Raw genomic sequence first — 17,087 nt, 5'->3', positions numbered from 1 at the left:
AGTTTGACCTGATGCCGTCAACGGTTTCTTTTCGCACTCGTTGAACACGCGACCATTAATCGGTCAGTCAACGCATACGTTAAGGAAAACACCGTCATGAACAAGCAACTTCTCGCCGCCGCCGTCGCTGGTCTGTTCTCGATCGCCGCTTTCGCGCAAGCCTCCGCGCCCGCAGCTGCTTCCGCGCCGCAAGCGGCTCCGATGCATGCAGCTTCGGCCGCAACGCACGAAGGCGAGCCGGTAGCCCCGCATCATCACGCGACGAAGCAGCACAAGCACGCGCACAAGCACGCGCATAAGCATGCACACAAGCACGCGGCATCGACGGCACAGGGCGACGACAACAGCGCGCCCGTAGCCGACGAAGCAGCGCCTGCCAAGCCGTAATTTTTCCGTCGGTTAGCGAGTCTGCGAAGAAGCGGGCCGGTGCGAGCGCATCGGCCCGCATCGCCGCATTCGCCCGCATTCGCTTCACATCGGCATGAAGAGCGCCATCCGGCCGCGACGCCGATTTGCATGATTGCATGGTTGCATTAGCGCACACACAAAAACGCGAGCGCTGAAACGCCGCTCGGCAAGATCACGATCTCTTCTCATACGTTAATGAAAATCTGTTTGCCCCGATGCGCAGCGCCGCGCGTTCTGAAGCTGCTCGCATGGTCATTGGCCGGCGCGCTGAGCGGCTGCTCGCTGCTTTCGCCGAGCACGCCGTTGCTCGAAGCGCCGGTCAGTTCGTCCTACGATCCGATCTCGGCCTGGACGGCCGGCAATGCGTCGGCCGCGTTGAATCCGCCGACCGTGCCCGCGGGGTTTTATCGCGTGAATCCGGGCGATACGCTGACGGCCATTGCGCACGACTTCGGCCGCGACGCGTCGGCGATCGCCCAATGGAATCGTCTTTCCGCGGATGGCTCGCTGCGCGCCGGGCAGATATTGCGCGTCGCTCCGCCCGCGGCAACGCAGAACGTTGCGGCCGCAACGGATCAGCGCGCGGCCGCAACAGCGGATAAGCGCACGGATGCGGCATTGACCACCGCCGCCGACGCCAAAGCGCGGCTTGCCTGGCCCGTCAGCGGCGCGGTCAGCGAGCCGTTCGTGGCCGGCAAGACCAAGGGCGTGACGATCGCCACGCGCGCCGGCGAACAGGTCAAAGCCGCGGCGAGCGGCCGCGTCGTCTATGCGGGCGGCGGCATCGCGGGTTATGGCCAGCTCATCATCGTCAAGCACGACTCGCATTTGTTGACCGCTTACGGCAACAACCGCGCGCTGCTCGTCAAGGAAGGCGCACCCGTCAAGAAAGGGCAGGCCATTGCGGAAGTTTCCGCGGACGCCGCCGGCGATGCGTCCGTGCATTTCGAAGTGCGCAAGGACGGCAAACCCGTCGATCCGCTCGCCTACCTTCCCAAGCGCCATTAAGCCGGCGTTTGTTTCCCCGAACCCACCAGACCGCACACGACGCGCGACGCTGTTCACGCAGCGCGGCGCGCGCGACAACGCTCATGATCTCTGATTTCCGCAGTTGTTCGACAGGCCGCCTTTCATCGGCGCTTGCATTGTTAGGCGCCGCGCTCGTGCTGGCTGGCTGCGCGCAACCCGACGCGGGCGTAAGCCCGTCGGGTTTCGACGCCCCGGCCATTCACACGCTGCGAGGCGCGGGCGGATCGCGCTCGAAACATAGCGACGGCGTCGGTGCGGACGCTGCCGGCGTGCCGCTCGCGTCGGCCCCGCAGCCGCACGCGCACCGGCAGCCGCACGCGGACGCAGACGCGAACGCCGATGCCGACGCCGATGCAGACACCGACACTCAGTCCAGCGCCGACGATTCGCCCATCGTGCCGGCCTGCGCCTGCGGCAAGGGCTTTCAGCAGACGGGCTTCGCTTCGTGGTACGGCAAGCTCTTCGACGGACGCCGAACCGCGAGCGGCGAACGCTACAACATGCATGCGTTGACGGCGGCGCATCGCACGTTGCCGCTAGGCGCTTGCGTGCGTGTGACGGCGCACGGCCGGCCGCGCTCGGTGGTGGTGCGCATCAACGACCGCGGGCCGTTCGCGCGCGGTCGCATCATCGATCTTTCGTATGCCGCCGCGGAAGCGCTCGGCGTTCGCGCGGCAGGCCATGCACAGGTCACGCTCGAACACATCGCGCCGGTGCGCGGGGCCGACGGCACGCGTCGCTGCATGGATCAGCCGGTCTGATGTGACGCGTTGCTCATGCCTGCCAGTTGGTTTCAGCGGGCTTACGTATGGGTGACGGCCGCCGGTCTTCCTGGGCGTCATCGGCGAGGCCGGACTGTAACAAATCATCGCTTGTGTAAAACGCGCTGTTTTGCGGGTCTTTGGTCGTAAGTTTTTTGACGCCGCATGCAGCACTGCTTGCGGGCGCACAGCTATTACGGCGTGCGTAATAACTACCGCCTGCGTCGTTACAAAAGTACTTCTTTCATCTTGAGGAAGACTTTCTTAGCAGCTATTTTTTGAGCACTCGTGTGGTAGCCCCCGCGAGCGTGTGGTGTTTTTTGAGCGGCATCGTCTCATGCGGGACGATGCCGTTTTTTTGCGCGCGACGCCTTGCGCCGGCGTTCGCTTCACGTCCGATCCGATCGCGCGGCGATCGACCGTATAAAGAAGAACAGCGCTTATCGGATGGCTCGACGACATCCACAATGTGGCCACGGTTGCAGGCAAGCCCGCACCGTTCACTTACGCGCAACGAGCATTGGCAAGGAGCATTGCTATGGATATCCGGACGAGGGCAACAACGATTCATGTCAGAGAGCGGGGCAGCGGCGAACCGGCACTCGTGTTTCTGCACTACTGGGGCGGATCGTCGCGCACGTGGGACGCGGTTGTGGGCGAACTGTCGAGCGCGCAGAGGAGCATTGCCGTCGACCATCGCGGATGGGGCAATTCCGCGGCGCCGGAGCAAGGCTATACGATCGCGGATCTGGCCAACGATGCGCACGATGTCATCGAAGTACTTAAGCTCTCGCGCTATGTGCTCGTCGGGCACTCGATGGGCGGCAAGGTCGCGCAACTGGTCGCGTCGCGCAGGCCCGAAGGACTGCAGGGCGTCGTGCTCGTCGCGCCGTCGCCGCCTTCGCCGATGGTGCTTCCCGACGAGCAGCGCGCCGCGATGGCGGCGGCGTACGACTCGCGTGAATCGATCGAATGGGTGCTGGATAACGTGCTGAGCGCGAATCCACTCGCGCCGGCGCTGCGCGAGCAGGTGATTGCCGACAGCCTGCGTGGTGCGCCGCAAGCGAGAGCAGCCTGGCCGAACGCCGCGATGCTCGAGGACATCACGCACGAGGTCAGCTCGATCAACGTGCCCGTGCTCGTGGTGGCCGGCGAACTCGATCAGGTCGATCGCGTGGACACGTTGCGCGCGGAGTTGCTGCCGCGAATTGCCGGCTCGCGTCTGCAAGTGCTGGCGGGCACCGGACATCTGTCGCCACTCGAAGCGCCGTCAGCGCTTGCGGCGATCATCCGGCAGTTCGTTGGCGAACTGGGCGCTTCGTAGCGAGCGAGCGGCGCGGATTCGCGCGTGCCGGCGGTGCTTGCCTGAAGCGATCCCACGGCGGCTCGTCGCCGAAAGCAGCCGCGAGGTAGTCGAGGAAGTGGCGCACCTTCAGCGGCAGATGGCGCGCACTCGGATAGACCGCCTGGATCGCGAGCTCGGACGCCTGGTACTCGGGCAGCAGTTCGACCAGCTTTCCGCATGCGATCTGCTCGCCGAATACGAACGTCGGTCCGTAGACGACGCCCGCACCGGCGAGCGCGGCTGCAAGCAGCATCTGCGTATTGTTGGCGGCGAGCCGGCAGGGCCCGTCGATTACGTGCGCGCGTCGTTCGCTGTCGAAGAGCGTCCAGTCGCCGACGGACACCGCTTCGCTGAACGTGAGCCGCGGCGCTTGCCGCAAGTCGTCGGGGCTGCGCGGCATGCCGTTGCGTGCAATGTAGTCCGGCGACGCGCAGATCACCATGCGGCAGGGCGCGAGCCGCCGCGCGATCAGCGCGGAGTCACGCAGGCGACCGATCCGCACGGCGACGTCGACACCGCTTTCAAGCAGATCGACGTAACGGTCCGACAGCGAAACTTCAACGTTGACGTGCGGGAATTGCTCCATGTATCGCGCGAGCACTTCGCCCAGGTGCATCGCTCCGAACGTGACCGGCGCGGCGACTCTGAGCACACCGCGCGCGGTGCCGTGCGCGTCGCTGGCTTCGCGGTTGGCTTCGTCATAAGCGTCGAGAATGCGCTTGCATCGCTCGTAATACGCGTGGCCGACATCGGTCAGGCTCAAGCGGCGCGTGCTGCGCTGAAGCAGCCGCGCGTTCAATTGCGCTTCCATCGCGCTGACGTACTTGCCGGCCATCGCAGCCGATAGGCCAAAGCGGCGCGCTGCCGCCGCGAAACTGCCTTCGTCGACGGCGGCGACGAAAACGGCCATGCCAGTCAAGCGGTCCATGCGTTCCTCGATTCGATTGCGCAGCGATCCGCGCGGGCTATCCCGCATGAGCGGAAAATCGCGATTATCGACGCAAACGAACCACTGTTGCCACGCTCACGCCGCCTCGGTCTCGCGACGGGGCGCCGCGCGATGCGCCGCTTGCGGCCGCTCGATCCGCCGATACGCCGCCTCGGCGAGGATCAACGCGAGCGCAATCAGCGCGGCGGCCACGACGCTCAGATAACGCCCGCCCGTCGACTGCAGCACGATGCCGCCGAGCACGCCCGAACACGCGAGCCCGATATACGTGGCCGTGTTGTTCAGCGCGAGCAGCAACGGCGCGACCTGCGGCGAGACTTGCACGAGCCGGTGCTGCTGCGGAACGATGAGCCCCCATCCGCAGAGACCCCAGACGATCAGCGCAATGACAGCGCTTGCGACGTGCGCCGAAGTCCACGGCAGCGCGCAGAAGTTGATCGCGGCAATGCACAGCATCGCGTTGATGATGTGGCGGCTCGCGAACTTGTCGACGAGGCGTCCGGCCAGCAGATTCCCCACCGTCGCCGCCACGCCCCACACCAGGAACAGGCCCGCGAGCATGCGCTCGTCGCCGTGCGTCACGCGATTGAGCACGACGCCTGCGTAGGTGTAGACCATCAGGAAGCCGCCGAACGCGAACAGCGATGTGAGCAGCGTGAGCGCGACGCGCGTGTCGCGGACCGGCGTGAGCCGGTCGCGCAATTTGATCGGCTGCGGCTGCGCGACGGAGGGCAGCATCGTCCACACGCCGATCATCGCGACGAGACCGAGCAGCGTCACGAACCACAGCGTCGTTCTCCAGGTGCCGAATCCGCCGATAAACGTGCCGATGGGCGAACCGAGCGCGGTCGCGCCCGTCAGGCCCGCCGTCACCGTGGCGAGCGCGCGGCCGCGCTTTTCGGGCGACGCGAGCGCGGAGGCGACGCCCAACGCAGTAGGCGAAAAGAGCGCGGCGCCGAAGCCCGCGAGCGCGCGGGCGAACAGCACCCAGTGCAGGTCGGTGGCCATCGCGCTGATCGCGTTGCCGACGACGAAAACGCTCAGCGCGCCGACCAGCAGCGGCTTGCGCGGCCATGCGCCGGCGACGGCCGCCATCACCGGCGCGGCGATCGCGTAGGTCAGCGCATAAAACGTCACCATCAGGCCGGCCGCGCCGACCGAGGTATGCAGCGAGGCCGCCACGCCGGGGAGAATGCCGGCGACCACGAAGTTGTCGGTGCCCATGGCGAACATGCCGAGCGCGAGTATCAGTAATCGACGGTCCATGTGAAGGTTCTCTACTTTTTAGCCAGCCTGTTGCGTTCCGATGCACGGCCGCGCGGCCCTGGCGCGGCGATGCGGTCCTGTCTGCGCCGGACGGCCGGCGCGATGCATAGGCCAAGCATAGCCTTCGTTGACCGCGTCTCAAATGTCGTATATACCATCAATTCAGGACATGGCTGGAGCCGCGCATGCACACGATCGGTTTTGTGGTTTTTCCGAACTTCTATCTGATGGGGTTTGCGGCCGTCACGGCGTTCGAACTGGCCAACGGCGTGCTTGAAGAGCCGGCGTACGACATAACGCTCTTGTCGGAGACGGGCGGGCTCGTGCCGTCGTCGGCGGGGATTCGGGTAGAGACGCAGCCTTTCGGCGACGCCACGTTCGATACCGTGATGTTCGGCTCCGGCGTCGACATCGACCTCCGGTCGCCCGCGCTGACCGCGTTCGTCAGACGCTCGCTCGAAACATCGCGGCGGATCGCAGCGCCCTGCACAGGCGCGTTCGTGCTTGCCGAAGCGGGCGCGCTCGACGGCCGGCGCGCCACCACGCATTGGCGGTTCGCGAACGATCTGCAGCGCCGCTTTCCGAAGATCGCCGTCGAGGAAGATCAGATTTTTATCGTCGACGGGCCGATCTGGACGTCCGCGGGCATGACGGCCACCATCGACATGGCGCTCGCGATGATCGAGAAGGACCACGGCCAGGACGTGTCGCGCACGGTCGCGCGCAAGCTCGTGGTGTACCACCGGCGCGCGGGCGGGCAGTCACAGTTCTCGACCTTGCTCGACCTCGACCCGAAGTCCGACAAGATCCAGAAGGCGATCGATCACGCGAACGCCAATCTGCGCAACGCATTGACCGTCGAAGAACTTGCCGAGGTGGCGGGACTCAGCCCGCGCCAGTTCAGCCGCGCGTTCAGTGCCGAGACGGGGCAGTCGCCCGCGAAAGCGGTCGAGCATTTGCGCGTCGAAGCCGCGCGGCTGATGCTGGAAAAGGGCCGCCTGTCGCTGGATGTGATCGCGGACGAAGTGGGCTTTACGGACCGCGAGCGGATGAGGCGCGCGTTCCTGCGCACGATCGGGCAGCCGCCTCAGGCGGTGCGTCGTTTGAGCCGGGAGGCGCGCGGAGTGGTGGAGTTGCACGCGGGCTAATTGCGTGCAACAGCGGCCATAAGCGGTGGCGCCCGCAACGCCTGGTGGATTTGACAAAGCTTAAACGATTTATTTTGAGACAGTTCCTATACTGACTCACGAATGTCAAATCGCTGTTTCCGCGCTGTTTTCTGTTCCCGGCCGCGGTTTGAAAAGCAAGGCGGCGGGGCCAGCACCGCGCGAGAGAGACCAACTAATCCAATAGCGAGCCCAGTGGGCGAAGCGCTAATCGGCAGCACCTGAGAGGCAAAAACGAAAAACGTCGGAGCGGCGCGCAAGCCCGCACCGAGCGGCATTCGGCGGCATTTTGCGGCATGCAGGCGGCTCCCAAAACGGTACCAAAGCGGTGCCAAAGCGTTGCTCGAAAGGGCGATGCAATGCAAAGGCCGCCGCTGCGGCGAGTTTAATGATGCGAGCATAAACGCGCGTTTTTTCGATTATGATTATCGCCGGTTTTGATAATCGCCGCTCCTAAATCAAAGAAAATGCGCACAAATTTTGAGACGGGGCGGCAACAGCTTTACGGGGCGCGAGGCGAAGGACCATTAGTTGAAAGAAAGTGGAAGAAACTTCGAAATGAGTGGAAAGCCGGATCGTCGGTGCCAGCGAGCACCGGCATCCCGGCCGATCCGCCGGTTTGCGGCACCGGTTGACGGTGCTCGTGCGCTGGCCCCAGTTATAGATGACGAACAAACGTAAGTCGCGTTGCGGGGTTTTATGAGAATTGCTGTCCTGGATGACGATTCGGCGCAGGCCGATCTAGTTTGCCAAACGCTGTCGGCGGCGGGCCATGTCTGTCATGCCTATGGCCAGGGTCGCGAACTGGTGCGGCAGTTGCGGCGCCAGACCTTCGATCTGCTGGTGCTCGACTGGAACGTGCCTGACATGTCCGGCGAAGATGTCCTGCGCTGGGTGCGGGAAAGTCTGTCGGAGCGGTTGCCCGTTCTGTTCATGACGAGCCGCGGCCATGAAAGCGACATCACGTCGATTCTGAATACGGGCGCCGACGACTACGTCGTCAAGCCGGTCTCCGGCGCGGTGCTGCTTGCGCGCGTCGGTTCGCTGCTGCGGCGCGCCTATCATCTGAAGCCGCCGTCGGCGAAAGAAGTGTTCGGCGAGTTCGAATTCGACCTGCACGCGAAGCATGTGGTGGTGCGCGGCACGAAGGTCGCGGTCACGCAGAAGGAGTTCGAGCTCGCGCTGCTGCTGTTCCAGCATCTGAGCCGGCCGCTGTCGCGCGCGCATATTCTCGACGTCATCTGGAAGCAGGCGACCGACATCCCGTCGCGCACGATGGACACGCACGTCTCGATGCTGCGCAGCAAGCTCGGTCTGCGCCCCGAACACGGCTATCGTTTGACGCCGATTTACGGCTATGGCTACCGGCTCGAACGGCTCGAATCCGCGAGCGACGCGCCGGCCGCGGCCGACCGTCGGGAAGCGGGGCAGGCGTGACGTTTGCCGTCGATCTTGCCGTCGACCTTGCCGCGGCGGGGCGCGGCGGTGCAGCGTCGGCGAGCCGCCGCGCGAGCGCGTGGCTCGCGGCAGCCGGCATGCTCGCGATTGCCTGTTTCGCACCGCCTGACGCGCACGCGCAGTCTTCGCGCGCGCCCAGGCAGCGCGCGAAAGCCGCGCCGCCCGCCTATGTCTCCTACGTGACGCGCGAAGGCGACACGCTATATGAAATCGCGAGCCGCTATCTGATCGACGGCGGCGACTGGGCGGTGTTAAGCCGCCTGAACCACGTGCCCGCGCCGCGCCGCATGCACGCCGGCGTCGCGCTGCGCCTGCCCGCCGACAAACTGAAACAGGACCCGGAAACCGCGCGCGTGATTGCGACGAGCGGCCCCGCCGAACATGCGTTCGGCAAGGGGCCGTATGTGCCGCTTGCGGCGGGCGAGATGCTCGGCGAAGGCGACCGCATCCGCACCGGAACCAACGGCTTCGTCACGCTGGAACTGTCCGACGGCTCGCACGTGACGTTGACCGACGACGCGATGCTCGACATCGGCAAGCTGCGGCGAACCGCACTGACGGGCGCGGGCGACCGGCAACTCGAGCTGCGCCGTGGGCGTGTCGAAAGCGAGGTCACGCACGCGACGAAGAAAGACGACCGCTTTCAGATCCGCTCGCCGTCGGTGGTCGCGGGCGTGCGCGGCACGCACTTCCGGGTCGCTTACGACGGCGACGCGCAAACCACCGCCGTCGAAGTGCTGGATGGCGCGGTCGGCGTCGATCCCGATTCGGCTCTGTCACGTGCGCCTGCACCCGGCCTGCCGTTGCAGGCGTCGGCGCAACTGCTGGCGGCGCGCTTTGGCAGCGTCACGCGAGCCGGCGGCGCGCCAGGCGAAGCAGTCGAACTGCTCGCCGCGCCCGCGCTTGTTCAACCGGCCCGCGTGCAGGACGGCAAGACGGTGGCCTTCGATCTGATACCGGCCGCCGCCGGTGGCTCCGCTGAGACGGCGCGCAAGGCCGCGGCCTATCGCGTGCAGATTTCGCGCGACGCCGACCAGCTCGACCTGATTCGCGACCTGCGCGTGAGCACGCCGCACGCGGACTTTGGCGATCTCGCCGACGGCACGTATTTCTTGCGCATCGCCGCCATCGACGCAAACGGGCTCGAAGGTTTGCCGCAGGTGTATGGCTTCGAGCGGCGTCAGTTCGGACTGACGGCGTCCGCCGCGCCGCGCGCCGGCAGTCACGAGTACGAGTTCCGCTGGTTCGTGAGCCGCGCGCCGGCGTCGGGCGAAACGCGCTTTCGCTTCGTCATGGCGACGACAGCGGATCTGCGTCATCCGATCGTCGATCGCGCCGATCTGACGGAGGGTCAACTGGTGGTGAGCGATCTGCCGCCGGGCGTCTATTACTGGACGATCGTCGCCGAGCAGTTCGACAACGGCCGCTTCTACGAGACGACGAGCGCGGTCCGCTCGTTCACGCTCGCGCGCTGACGTTGGCGGATTGGTGATCGCTTCGGTGGCGGATTCGCTGGTAGATTCACGGAGCCGCATGCGATACGCTCCCGGACTCGCACGCCCAACAGACCCTACGCGCACGCCTTGCTGAACACATCTACGCGCCTGAGCCTCGACCCGCGCGCCCGTCTCGGACGGCGCGCGGGTCGGCGTTTTCTGATCGAATGGGCGGCGATCGGGAGCCTCGGCCTCATCGTGATCCTGCTCTGTTCGATCGGACGCATGAGCGCGAGCGTCGATCACCTGGTGTACGACCACTTGCTGAGCTGGCGCGCGCAACCGGTGCTGCCCGACATCGTCGTGCTTGAAATCGACAATGAAAGCGTCGCGGAACTCGGTCGCTGGCCGTGGCCGCGCAGCGTTCATGCAAAGCTGCTCGAGCAGATCGCGAGAGCGAAGCCTGCCGCCGTCGTCTACGACGTGCTCTTCACAGAACCCAATGCCGACGACGCCGCGCTTGCCCGCGCGATCGCGCTGAGTCCCGACTTATCTGCCGGTGCTGCTCGAAGATGCGGGGCGCGACGCGCCGCGCGTGGTCGTCGAGCCGGTCGCGCCGCTTGCGCGCGCCGCGGCCGGCCTCGGGCATATCAACCTCGAGGTGGACAGCGACGGCATCGTGCGCAGCGTCGCCCAGTTCGAAGGCGACGCCGACGCGCGCTGGCCGCAATTGATGGTGACGGTCGCAAGGGCGGCGCAGCGGGGCGCGTTTGTGCTGAATCCGCAGCCGATGAACCAGGCGAGCGCAGCGCGCGGCGACGCAAGCAACGACGCAAACCCCGACGCAAACCCCGACGCAAACCCCGACGCAAACCAAGACGCAAACCAAGACGCAAACCAAGACGCATCCACCGACGGCCGCTTCCTCATCCCATTCAGCCGCAACGCGCAGCGCTATGCGAAGCTGAGCTTCGCGAGCGTGCTTGCCGGCGACGTCCCCGTGGATAAACTGCGTGGCCGCATCGTCGTAATCGGCGTGACCGCATCGGGCCTTTACGACCGGTTCGCGACGCCGGTGTCCGGCGAGTTGGGGCCGCTGCCCGGCGTCTACATTCATGCGAACGTGCTCGATACGCTGCTGACCGGTCGCCAGGTCCTGCCGGCCGCGCGATGGTTGCTGTTCGCGGTGTCGCTGGTCTCGCTTGCCGCATTGCTGGCCGGTTTCCTGGTGTTGTCGCCGCGCCGCTCGTTGCTGCTCACGGGCGCGCTGTGCGTGATCGCGCTGACGGGCAGCGCCGTGCTGCTCTACGGCGCGCGGCTGTGGCTGTCGCCGGTGCCGGCGATCATCGGCGTGGTCGTCGTTTATCCGATCTGGAACTGGCGGCGCCTGGAAATGACGATGGCCTATCTGCGCAAGGAACTGCAGCGCCTCGCCGACGAACCGCATCTGCTGCCGCAGACTCCGCAGACGCCGCAACGCCGCCGCGAATTCGGCGGCGACGTGCTGGAGCAGCATATGGCGCTGATGGCGCAAGCCGCGCAACGCGTGCAGGACATGAAGCGCTTCGTGTGGGACAGCCTGAACAGCGTGCCGGAGCCGATTCTCGTCAGCGACGTGCGCGGCATCGTGCTGATCGCCAATCATGCCGCCAAGGCGCATTTCGCGCGGCTCGGCGCGCCCATGCCGGAAGGACGCGCGATGCAGGCCGTGCTCGGCGGGCTGACGCTCGTCAAAGCGATCGACAGCGGCGCGGCGTCGGACGCCGACCAAACGCTCTTCGCGCGCGCACACTGGCCCGCGCTGCTCGATCCCGCGCGCAGCGAATTCGCCGCGCTGATGGCGCAGGGCGTCGAGGTGCGAGACGCCGACGAACGCGATCATCTGCTGCGCTATGCAAACTGCACCAACGCGCAAGGCGAGACGACCGGCTGGATCGCGGGTCTCGTCGACGTGTCGGCGCTGCACGCAGCCGAGCGTCAACGCGAAGACGCGCTGCGGCTGCTGTCGCACGACATGCGTTCGCCGCAGGCGTCGATTCTCGCGCTCGTCGAAATGGAGCGCGCACGCGAGACGCCGGCGCTCGCGCGCGGCGTGCTCGAGCGCATCGAACGTTATGCGCAACGCGCGCTGACGCTCGCCGATGACTTCGTGCAGCTCGCGCGCGCCGAATCGCAAACCTACATGCTGGAGCCGGTGAATCTCGCCGAGCTGATGATCGACGCGAGCGACGAAGTCTGGCCGCAGGCGCACGCGAAGCGCATCGCGCTCGATACGGGAACGGACAGCGCGACAGGCCGCAGCGGCCGCGACGAGAACGACAACGACGGCCACTGGATCTGCGCGGACCGTTCGCTGATGACGCGCGCGCTCGTCAACATCCTCAACAACGCGGTCAAATATAGTCCATCGGATACGCGCATCGCCTGCGAGCTGTCGTATGTGAAGTCTGCCGGCGTGTCGTGCACGATCCGCGACGAGGGTTATGGCATTCCAGAGGAACAGCAGGCCGGCTTGTTCGAGCGCTTCAGGCGATTCCATGAAACCGAGCGGCCCGACGTGGGCGGCGCGGGGCTCGGCATGGCCTTCGTGAAGACAGTCGTCACCCGCCACGGCGGCGATGTCGAGGTCGTGAGCGCGCCTGGCCGCGGCACGGCGGTAACGATCCGCCTGCCGGCACTGGACGACGAACAATCGGAGTTGCCCACGAGGCCTCTTCATGGCGTGTGAGCACGCAACCTATCGAAGCGAGGAGAGAACGGTGAAAGCGGTGAAAGCGGTGAAAGGGCTGAATGCGATCCTTATCGGCGCGCTGCTCACGGCGGCGACTCTCGCCGGCTGCACCGGCATGCACGCCGACGTGCATACCGCCACGCCTGCAACTGCACTGCCAGGCGAGCGGACCTATAGCTTCGCGCGCATGCCGACGCAGGGCGCGCAGGGTGCGCAGAGCGACCACGCGCAGATCGAAACCCAACTGCGAGACGAGCTGGCGAAGCAGGGCTTTGCCGATACCGCTGACCGTCCCGCGCACTACGTGCTGTCAGTCGGATACGAAACGCGTCCCGCCGAAATCGGCGTGGATCGCAGCGACTGCACGGCCGGCGATTGCGGTCCGCAGAGCGGCGCACCGTTCTCGCTGTTCGGGGCACGTGCGTATAGGCATACGCTGACGCTGCGTTTTTTCGAGCGCGCGAGCGGACGCGAGATCTACAAAGTGAGCGCGGCCAGCACGGATCGCGACGCCGATCCGCTGCGCGCGACGCCGTCGCTGATCAAAAGCGCGCTGGCTCAATTTCCCTTCGACGCACCGGCCGACTGGCGCGTCAAATTGCGCATGGATAAAGCGCGCGGCGTGCCGGATGTCGTGTCCGTCGAGCCGCTTGAAAAGTAACGCCGCTGCTGCGCTTAGAGGTTCTCAGGCCAGCGGTTTTCGAACACACAATCGGCGAGCGGCATGCGATCCGCCCAACGCTCGGTCTGCAGCATCGGCTCGCTATAGAACCGGTCGACGTGCCCAAGACACAGTATCGCGACCGGCCGCGCGCCTTCGGGCATATGCAGAAGCCGGCGTACCGCATCGACGTCGAAGAGCGACACCCAGCCCATGCCGAGGCCTTCCGCGCGCGCGGCGAGCCACATGTTCTGGATCGCGCACGCGACTGACGCGAGATCCATCTCCGGCAACGTGCGTCGGCCGAAAACGTGCCGCTCGCGGCCGTCCATCAGCGCCATCACGAGCAGCTCGCCGCATTCCAGCATGCCTTCCACTTTCAGCTTCATGAACTCTTCGCGGCGTTTGCCGAGCGCGTCGGCGGTGGCAAGCCGTTCGCTTTCGACGGTTGCATGCAGCGCGGCGCGCAACGCGGGATCGGTGATGCGCGCGATCCGCCACGGCTGCATGAAGCCGACGCTCGGCGCGTGATGCGCGGCGTCGAGGAGACGCTGCAACACGGCGGCATCGACGGGATCGCGCACGAAATGGCGCATGTCGCGGCGTTCGTGGATCGCGCGATAGACCGCATCGCGGTCGGCGTCGTTAAAAGGCTTGGCCATTGAAGAGAGCGGCCGCGAAAGCCGGGTTGGAGGGCCAGTAAGCGTGCATATAAGTTGCGACGATGGAGCCGGCGCGATATAGCGCCTCGCCGGGCGCATCGCCTTGAGGCCGCGTGGCCGAGCGCAGCGGCACTAACGCGGTGCTCACCTTCGAGTAGTGAAACGTGTGACCGGTCATCACGCCATGCAGGCTGTCGATCTGCTGCATGCCGAGCGCGGTGAAACGCGTTTGCATCGTCGCGTGGCCGGGCAGCAGGCCGAGCATCGGCGTGCTGACGCCTTGCGTGTCGGTGAGTCGATCGAGCAGATACAGCATGCCGCCGCATTCGGCGACGAGCGGTTTGCCGTTTGCCACATGCGCGCGGACCGCAGCGGCGCTGCGCATGTTGGCGGCGAGCGCCGCCGCGTGCAGTTCGGGGTAGCCGCCGGGCAGATACACAGCGTCCGTGCCCGCGGGCAACGGCTCGTCGGCGAGCGGCGAGAAGTATTGCACGCGCGCGCCGAGTGCTTCCAGCAGCGTGACGTTGGCCGGATAGATGAACGAGAACGCTGCGTCGCGCGCAATGGCGATCTCCTTGCCTTGCAGAAGCGGCGGCAGCGCCAGCGGCGTGGGCGCGCCGAATTCGACGGCGGGCGGCAGGTCGGCTAACGCCGTATCGGCGAGCGCATCGGCGGCGCGTTCGAGGCGCGCGTCGAGGTCGTCGATTTCGGCCGCTTGATGCAAGCCGAGGTGACGGTCGGGCAATTCGATTTCATCGCTTGCTGCGAGGTGGCCGCACCAGCGCAGCGTCGGTGGCAACGCTTCTTGCAGCATCTGCGCGTGACGCGCCGAGCCGACGCGGTTAGCGAGCACGCCATGAAACGGCACGTGCGGCCTGAAATTCGCGAGCCCGAACGCGACCGCGCCGAAGGTCTGCGCCATCGCCTTCGCAGAAATGACGGCGAGCACGGGCACCCCGAAAGCGCTCGCGAGATCGGCGCTGCTCGGTGTGCCGTCGAACAGACCCATCACGCCTTCGATCAGGATCAGATCGGCTTCGGCCGCCGCCTCGGCAAGCAGATTGCGGCACGCGTCCTGACCGACCATCCACAGATCGAGCGACAACACCGGCGCGCCGCTCGCGTGCGCCAGAATCATCGGATCGAGAAAGTCGGGCCCGGTCTTGAAGACACGCACGCGCCGCCCGAGCCGCCGATGGTAGCGCGCAAGACCCGCGGTGATCGTGGTCTTGCCCTGGCCCGACGCGGGCGCGCTGATGAAGAGCGCGGGGCAGGCGGGCACGTTCAGAACTCCACGCCGCGCTGCGCTTTCACGCCTTGCTCGCGATACGGATGCTTGACGATGCGCATTTCGGTGACGAGGTCGGCGGCTTCGATCAGCGCCTCGGGCGCATGACGGCCCGTCACGACCACATGAAGCATCTCTGGACGCGCGGCGATCACGGACAGCACTTCGTCGAGCGGCAGGTACTCGTACTTGAGCACGGTGTTCAGCTCGTCGAGGATCACCATCTGATAGTCGCCGCTTTCGATCATCCGGCGCGCTTCGTCCCAGCCCTTGCGCGCGGTCGCGATGTCGGCGTCGCGGTTCTGCGTGTTCCAGGTGTAGCCGTCGCCCATCGTGACGAAATCGCAGTTGGCGATGGCGCCGAGAAAGTCGCGCTCCGACGTATGCAGCGCGCCCTTGATGAACTGCACGACGCCAAGACGCATGCCGTGGCCGAGCACGCGCACGGCCATGCCGAACGCAGCGGTCGTCTTGCCTTTGCCGGTGCCGGTGTTGACGATCAGCAGACCCTTTTCGACGGTCGCGTTGGCCTGCTTCTTTTCGTGGCCTTCGCGCCGGCGTTCGGTCATGCGTTGATGCGATTCGGGATCGGTCTTCATGGAAGGTCCTGGTCAGTGAAGGTGGCGCTGCGCGGCAGCGCGTGTTCGGTCGATGCAATCGCCACGGTGACGTCCGCGTGGACGGTTTTGCGAGCGACGAGATAGGGCGTTTGAGCAGCAGCGTGGATCGACGCGCCAAGCAACGCACAAGGTTCGCAGACGCCGTCGACGCCGAGATGCTCGCGCGCGGCCGCCGAGGGCTCGGCGACATGCAGCGCGGCGATCTGCGCACGAGTGAAGAATTGCAGCGGCAACCCGTGGCGCGCGCAGAACGCGAGCAAGCCGGGTTCTTGCGCTTTTGTCTCGATCGAGGCGACGGCCGCGATGTCTTCGAACGCATGCGAGCCGAGCGCTGCGCGCACAGCGTTTTCGATTTCTTCCGCCGACGTCTGCAAGCGGCAACCGATGCCCACGCTAAGCGTTTTCATCGGACATCCTTCGCCAGCGACGCCACGCCGCCGATCACCACGATTGCGGGCGAGCCGAGTCCCGCGCGCGCGACGGCATCGGCGAAATCACCGAGTGTCGCGAGCGCATGCCGCTGCTCGGGGCGCGTTGCGGATTCGATCGCGGCACACGGAGTCTGTGCCGACATGCCCGCTGCCAGCAACGCGCCGACGATGTCGTTTAGCCGCCGCATGCCCATATAGATGACGAGCGTCATGCGCGTGGCGGCGAGCGCGGCCCAATCCGGCTCGCTCGTGCCCGCGCCGTGGCCGGTCACGAACACGACGCCTTGCGCATGATCGCGGTGCGTGACCGGAATGCCGATGGCCGCCGGCGCCGCAATGCCGGCCGTGATGCCGCTGACGATTTCGACATCGACGCCCGCGGCATGCAGTGCCTGTTGCTCTTCGCCGCCTCTGCCGAACACGAAGGGATCGCCGCCTTTGAGTCGCGCGACGCTGCGCCCTTCGTTCAGATGCGCGAGCATTTGTTCGACGATGCCGTGTTGCGGCGTCGACGGATGACCGCCGCGCTTGCCGACATACACGATGCACGCATCGGCGCGCGCAAATTGCAGCACGTCGGGGTTCACCAGATCGTCGACGAGTATCACGTCGGCTTGCGCGAGCGCGCGGGTTGCCTTCAGCGTCATCAGTTCGACGTCGCCGGGGCCTGCGCCGATCAGCCATGCGCGTTTCATCGCGGCATGCGCCGCGTCGGCGCACATGCAATCGCGCAGCGTCGACATACACGCAATGTGATGGAGATTGAAGTCATTCGAAACTGTGCATTCGCGCACGACAGCAAACGCGGATTGCAGACCGCTTCCCTAAGTCGTGCTTGAGCGCCTTCACATCCGTCCCTCGCGGATTCCGGCGGCC

General features: G+C 66.0%; 15 protein-coding genes and 1 pseudogene. 9 read left to right on the top strand and 7 right to left on the bottom strand.

Annotation, left to right across the window (positions count from 1 at the left end; all coding sequences use genetic code 11):
* The first annotated feature begins 96 nt into the window (after nucleotides 1-96).
* The 4 genes from ABIE53_RS30165 (at nucleotide 97) to ABIE53_RS30150 (ending at nucleotide 3,522) form a co-directional block, all read left to right on the top strand.
* The gene (locus ABIE53_RS30165; RefSeq protein WP_192700198.1) at nucleotides 97-387 is read left to right on the top strand and encodes a hypothetical protein; all 291 of its coding nucleotides are present in this window, start codon (nucleotides 97-99) and stop codon (nucleotides 385-387) included.
* 216 nt (nucleotides 388-603) lie between these two features.
* A complete protein-coding gene (locus ABIE53_RS30160) occupies nucleotides 604-1,416 on the top strand; it encodes a peptidoglycan DD-metalloendopeptidase family protein (RefSeq protein WP_192700197.1) in 813 nt (270 codons plus the stop codon).
* Between the two features lie 83 nt (nucleotides 1,417-1,499).
* The gene (locus ABIE53_RS30155) at nucleotides 1,500-2,198 is read left to right on the top strand and encodes a septal ring lytic transglycosylase RlpA family protein (protein WP_192700196.1); all 699 of its coding nucleotides are present in this window, start codon (nucleotides 1,500-1,502) and stop codon (nucleotides 2,196-2,198) included.
* A gap of 538 nt (nucleotides 2,199-2,736) precedes the next feature.
* The gene (locus ABIE53_RS30150; protein ID WP_192700195.1) at nucleotides 2,737-3,522 is read left to right on the top strand and encodes an alpha/beta fold hydrolase; all 786 of its coding nucleotides are present in this window, start codon (nucleotides 2,737-2,739) and stop codon (nucleotides 3,520-3,522) included.
* On the opposite strand, the gene ABIE53_RS30145 is transcribed toward ABIE53_RS30150, so the two are convergent.
* Both ABIE53_RS30145 and ABIE53_RS30140 read right to left on the bottom strand, forming a co-directional pair.
* Complete coding sequence (locus ABIE53_RS30145) at nucleotides 3,485-4,471, bottom strand: LysR family transcriptional regulator (RefSeq protein ID WP_192700194.1); 987 nt, start codon at nucleotides 4,469-4,471, stop codon at nucleotides 3,485-3,487. The two genes, ABIE53_RS30150 and ABIE53_RS30145, sit on opposite strands and share 38 nt — an antisense overlap.
* Before the next feature lie 96 nt (nucleotides 4,472-4,567).
* Nucleotides 4,568-5,758 (bottom strand): MFS transporter, encoded by a 1,191-nt coding sequence (locus ABIE53_RS30140; protein ID WP_192700193.1) that lies wholly within the window; start codon nucleotides 5,756-5,758, stop codon nucleotides 4,568-4,570.
* Nucleotides 5,759-5,943: 185 nt separating this feature from the next.
* Here ABIE53_RS30140 and ABIE53_RS30135 point away from each other — a divergent pair, with 185 nt between their 5' ends.
* From ABIE53_RS30135 to ABIE53_RS30115, 5 genes and pseudogenes are all read left to right on the top strand, one after another.
* On the top strand, nucleotides 5,944-6,906 hold the full coding sequence (locus tag ABIE53_RS30135) for a GlxA family transcriptional regulator (protein ID WP_192700192.1): 963 nt from the start codon (nucleotides 5,944-5,946) through the stop codon (nucleotides 6,904-6,906).
* A gap of 717 nt (nucleotides 6,907-7,623) precedes the next feature.
* Nucleotides 7,624-8,361: a response regulator transcription factor gene (locus ABIE53_RS30130; protein WP_006050296.1), complete on the top strand. Its 738-nt coding sequence runs from the start codon at nucleotides 7,624-7,626 to the stop codon at nucleotides 8,359-8,361.
* Complete coding sequence (locus ABIE53_RS30125) at nucleotides 8,358-9,857, top strand: FecR domain-containing protein (protein ID WP_192700191.1); 1,500 nt, start codon at nucleotides 8,358-8,360, stop codon at nucleotides 9,855-9,857. The genes ABIE53_RS30130 and ABIE53_RS30125 overlap by 4 nt, the downstream gene beginning before the upstream one ends.
* Before the next feature lie 108 nt (nucleotides 9,858-9,965).
* Nucleotides 9,966-12,546, top strand: a pseudogene (locus tag ABIE53_RS30120) (CHASE2 domain-containing protein).
* Nucleotides 12,536-13,210, top strand: coding sequence for a DUF4136 domain-containing protein (locus tag ABIE53_RS30115; RefSeq protein ID WP_192700189.1), 675 nt, complete (start codon nucleotides 12,536-12,538; stop codon nucleotides 13,208-13,210). The pseudogene ABIE53_RS30120 and the gene ABIE53_RS30115 overlap by 11 nt, the downstream one beginning before the upstream one ends.
* 14 nt (nucleotides 13,211-13,224) lie before the next feature.
* On the opposite strand, the gene bluB is transcribed toward ABIE53_RS30115, so the two are convergent.
* Genes bluB through cobA form a run of 5 tightly spaced genes read right to left on the bottom strand, consistent with a single transcriptional unit; the run spans nucleotide 13,225 to nucleotide 16,906 of the window.
* On the bottom strand, nucleotides 13,225-13,872 hold the full coding sequence (gene bluB, locus ABIE53_RS30110; RefSeq protein WP_006050292.1) for a 5,6-dimethylbenzimidazole synthase: 648 nt from the start codon (nucleotides 13,870-13,872) through the stop codon (nucleotides 13,225-13,227).
* A complete protein-coding gene (locus ABIE53_RS30105; protein ID WP_006050291.1) occupies nucleotides 13,856-15,154 on the bottom strand; it encodes a cobyrinic acid a,c-diamide synthase CobB in 1,299 nt (432 codons plus the stop codon). Before ABIE53_RS30105 ends, bluB begins: the two co-directional genes overlap by 17 nt.
* Before the next feature lie 2 nt (nucleotides 15,155-15,156).
* Nucleotides 15,157-15,759, bottom strand: coding sequence for a cob(I)yrinic acid a,c-diamide adenosyltransferase (cobO, locus tag ABIE53_RS30100; RefSeq protein ID WP_006050290.1), 603 nt, complete (start codon nucleotides 15,757-15,759; stop codon nucleotides 15,157-15,159).
* Nucleotides 15,756-16,187, bottom strand: coding sequence for a cobalamin biosynthesis protein (locus tag ABIE53_RS30095; protein ID WP_192700188.1), 432 nt, complete (start codon nucleotides 16,185-16,187; stop codon nucleotides 15,756-15,758). Before ABIE53_RS30095 ends, cobO begins: the two co-directional genes overlap by 4 nt.
* Nucleotides 16,184-16,906: a uroporphyrinogen-III C-methyltransferase gene (cobA, locus tag ABIE53_RS30090; protein WP_044021378.1), complete on the bottom strand. Its 723-nt coding sequence runs from the start codon at nucleotides 16,904-16,906 to the stop codon at nucleotides 16,184-16,186. Before cobA ends, ABIE53_RS30095 begins: the two co-directional genes overlap by 4 nt.
* Nucleotides 16,907-17,087 lie beyond the last annotated feature (181 nt).

The sequence above is a fragment of the Paraburkholderia sp. OAS925 genome (assembly GCF_040543975.1).
Lineage (GTDB): Bacteria > Pseudomonadota > Gammaproteobacteria > Burkholderiales > Burkholderiaceae > Paraburkholderia > Paraburkholderia graminis.
Note: the sequence above shows the minus strand (reverse complement) of the source record. Positions and strands in the feature narration are given on the sequence as shown.

Bases quoted from the DNA above. Each gene is read 5' to 3' on its own strand.
- ABIE53_RS30145 (WP_192700194.1), bottom strand. From the start codon at position 4,471: ATGGACCGCTTGACTGGCATGGCCGTTTTCGTCGCCGCCGTCGACGAA.
- ABIE53_RS30135 (WP_192700192.1), top strand. From the start codon at position 5,944: ATGCACACGATCGGTTTTGTGGTTTTTCCGAACTTCTATCTGATGGGG.
- cobO (WP_006050290.1), bottom strand. From the start codon at position 15,759: ATGAAGACCGATCCCGAATCGCATCAACGCATGACCGAACGCCGGCGC.
- cobA (WP_044021378.1), bottom strand. From the start codon at position 16,906: ATGAAACGCGCATGGCTGATCGGCGCAGGCCCCGGCGACGTCGAACTG.
- ABIE53_RS30140 (WP_192700193.1), bottom strand. From the start codon at position 5,758: ATGGACCGTCGATTACTGATACTCGCGCTCGGCATGTTCGCCATGGGC.
- ABIE53_RS30165 (WP_192700198.1), top strand. From the start codon at position 97: ATGAACAAGCAACTTCTCGCCGCCGCCGTCGCTGGTCTGTTCTCGATC.
- bluB (WP_006050292.1), bottom strand. From the start codon at position 13,872: ATGGCCAAGCCTTTTAACGACGCCGACCGCGATGCGGTCTATCGCGCG.
- ABIE53_RS30130 (WP_006050296.1), top strand. From the start codon at position 7,624: ATGAGAATTGCTGTCCTGGATGACGATTCGGCGCAGGCCGATCTAGTT.
- ABIE53_RS30150 (WP_192700195.1), top strand. From the start codon at position 2,737: ATGGATATCCGGACGAGGGCAACAACGATTCATGTCAGAGAGCGGGGC.
- ABIE53_RS30095 (WP_192700188.1), bottom strand. From the start codon at position 16,187: ATGAAAACGCTTAGCGTGGGCATCGGTTGCCGCTTGCAGACGTCGGCG.
- ABIE53_RS30155 (WP_192700196.1), top strand. From the start codon at position 1,500: ATGATCTCTGATTTCCGCAGTTGTTCGACAGGCCGCCTTTCATCGGCG.
- ABIE53_RS30115 (WP_192700189.1), top strand. From the start codon at position 12,536: ATGGCGTGTGAGCACGCAACCTATCGAAGCGAGGAGAGAACGGTGAAA.
- ABIE53_RS30160 (WP_192700197.1), top strand. From the start codon at position 604: ATGAAAATCTGTTTGCCCCGATGCGCAGCGCCGCGCGTTCTGAAGCTG.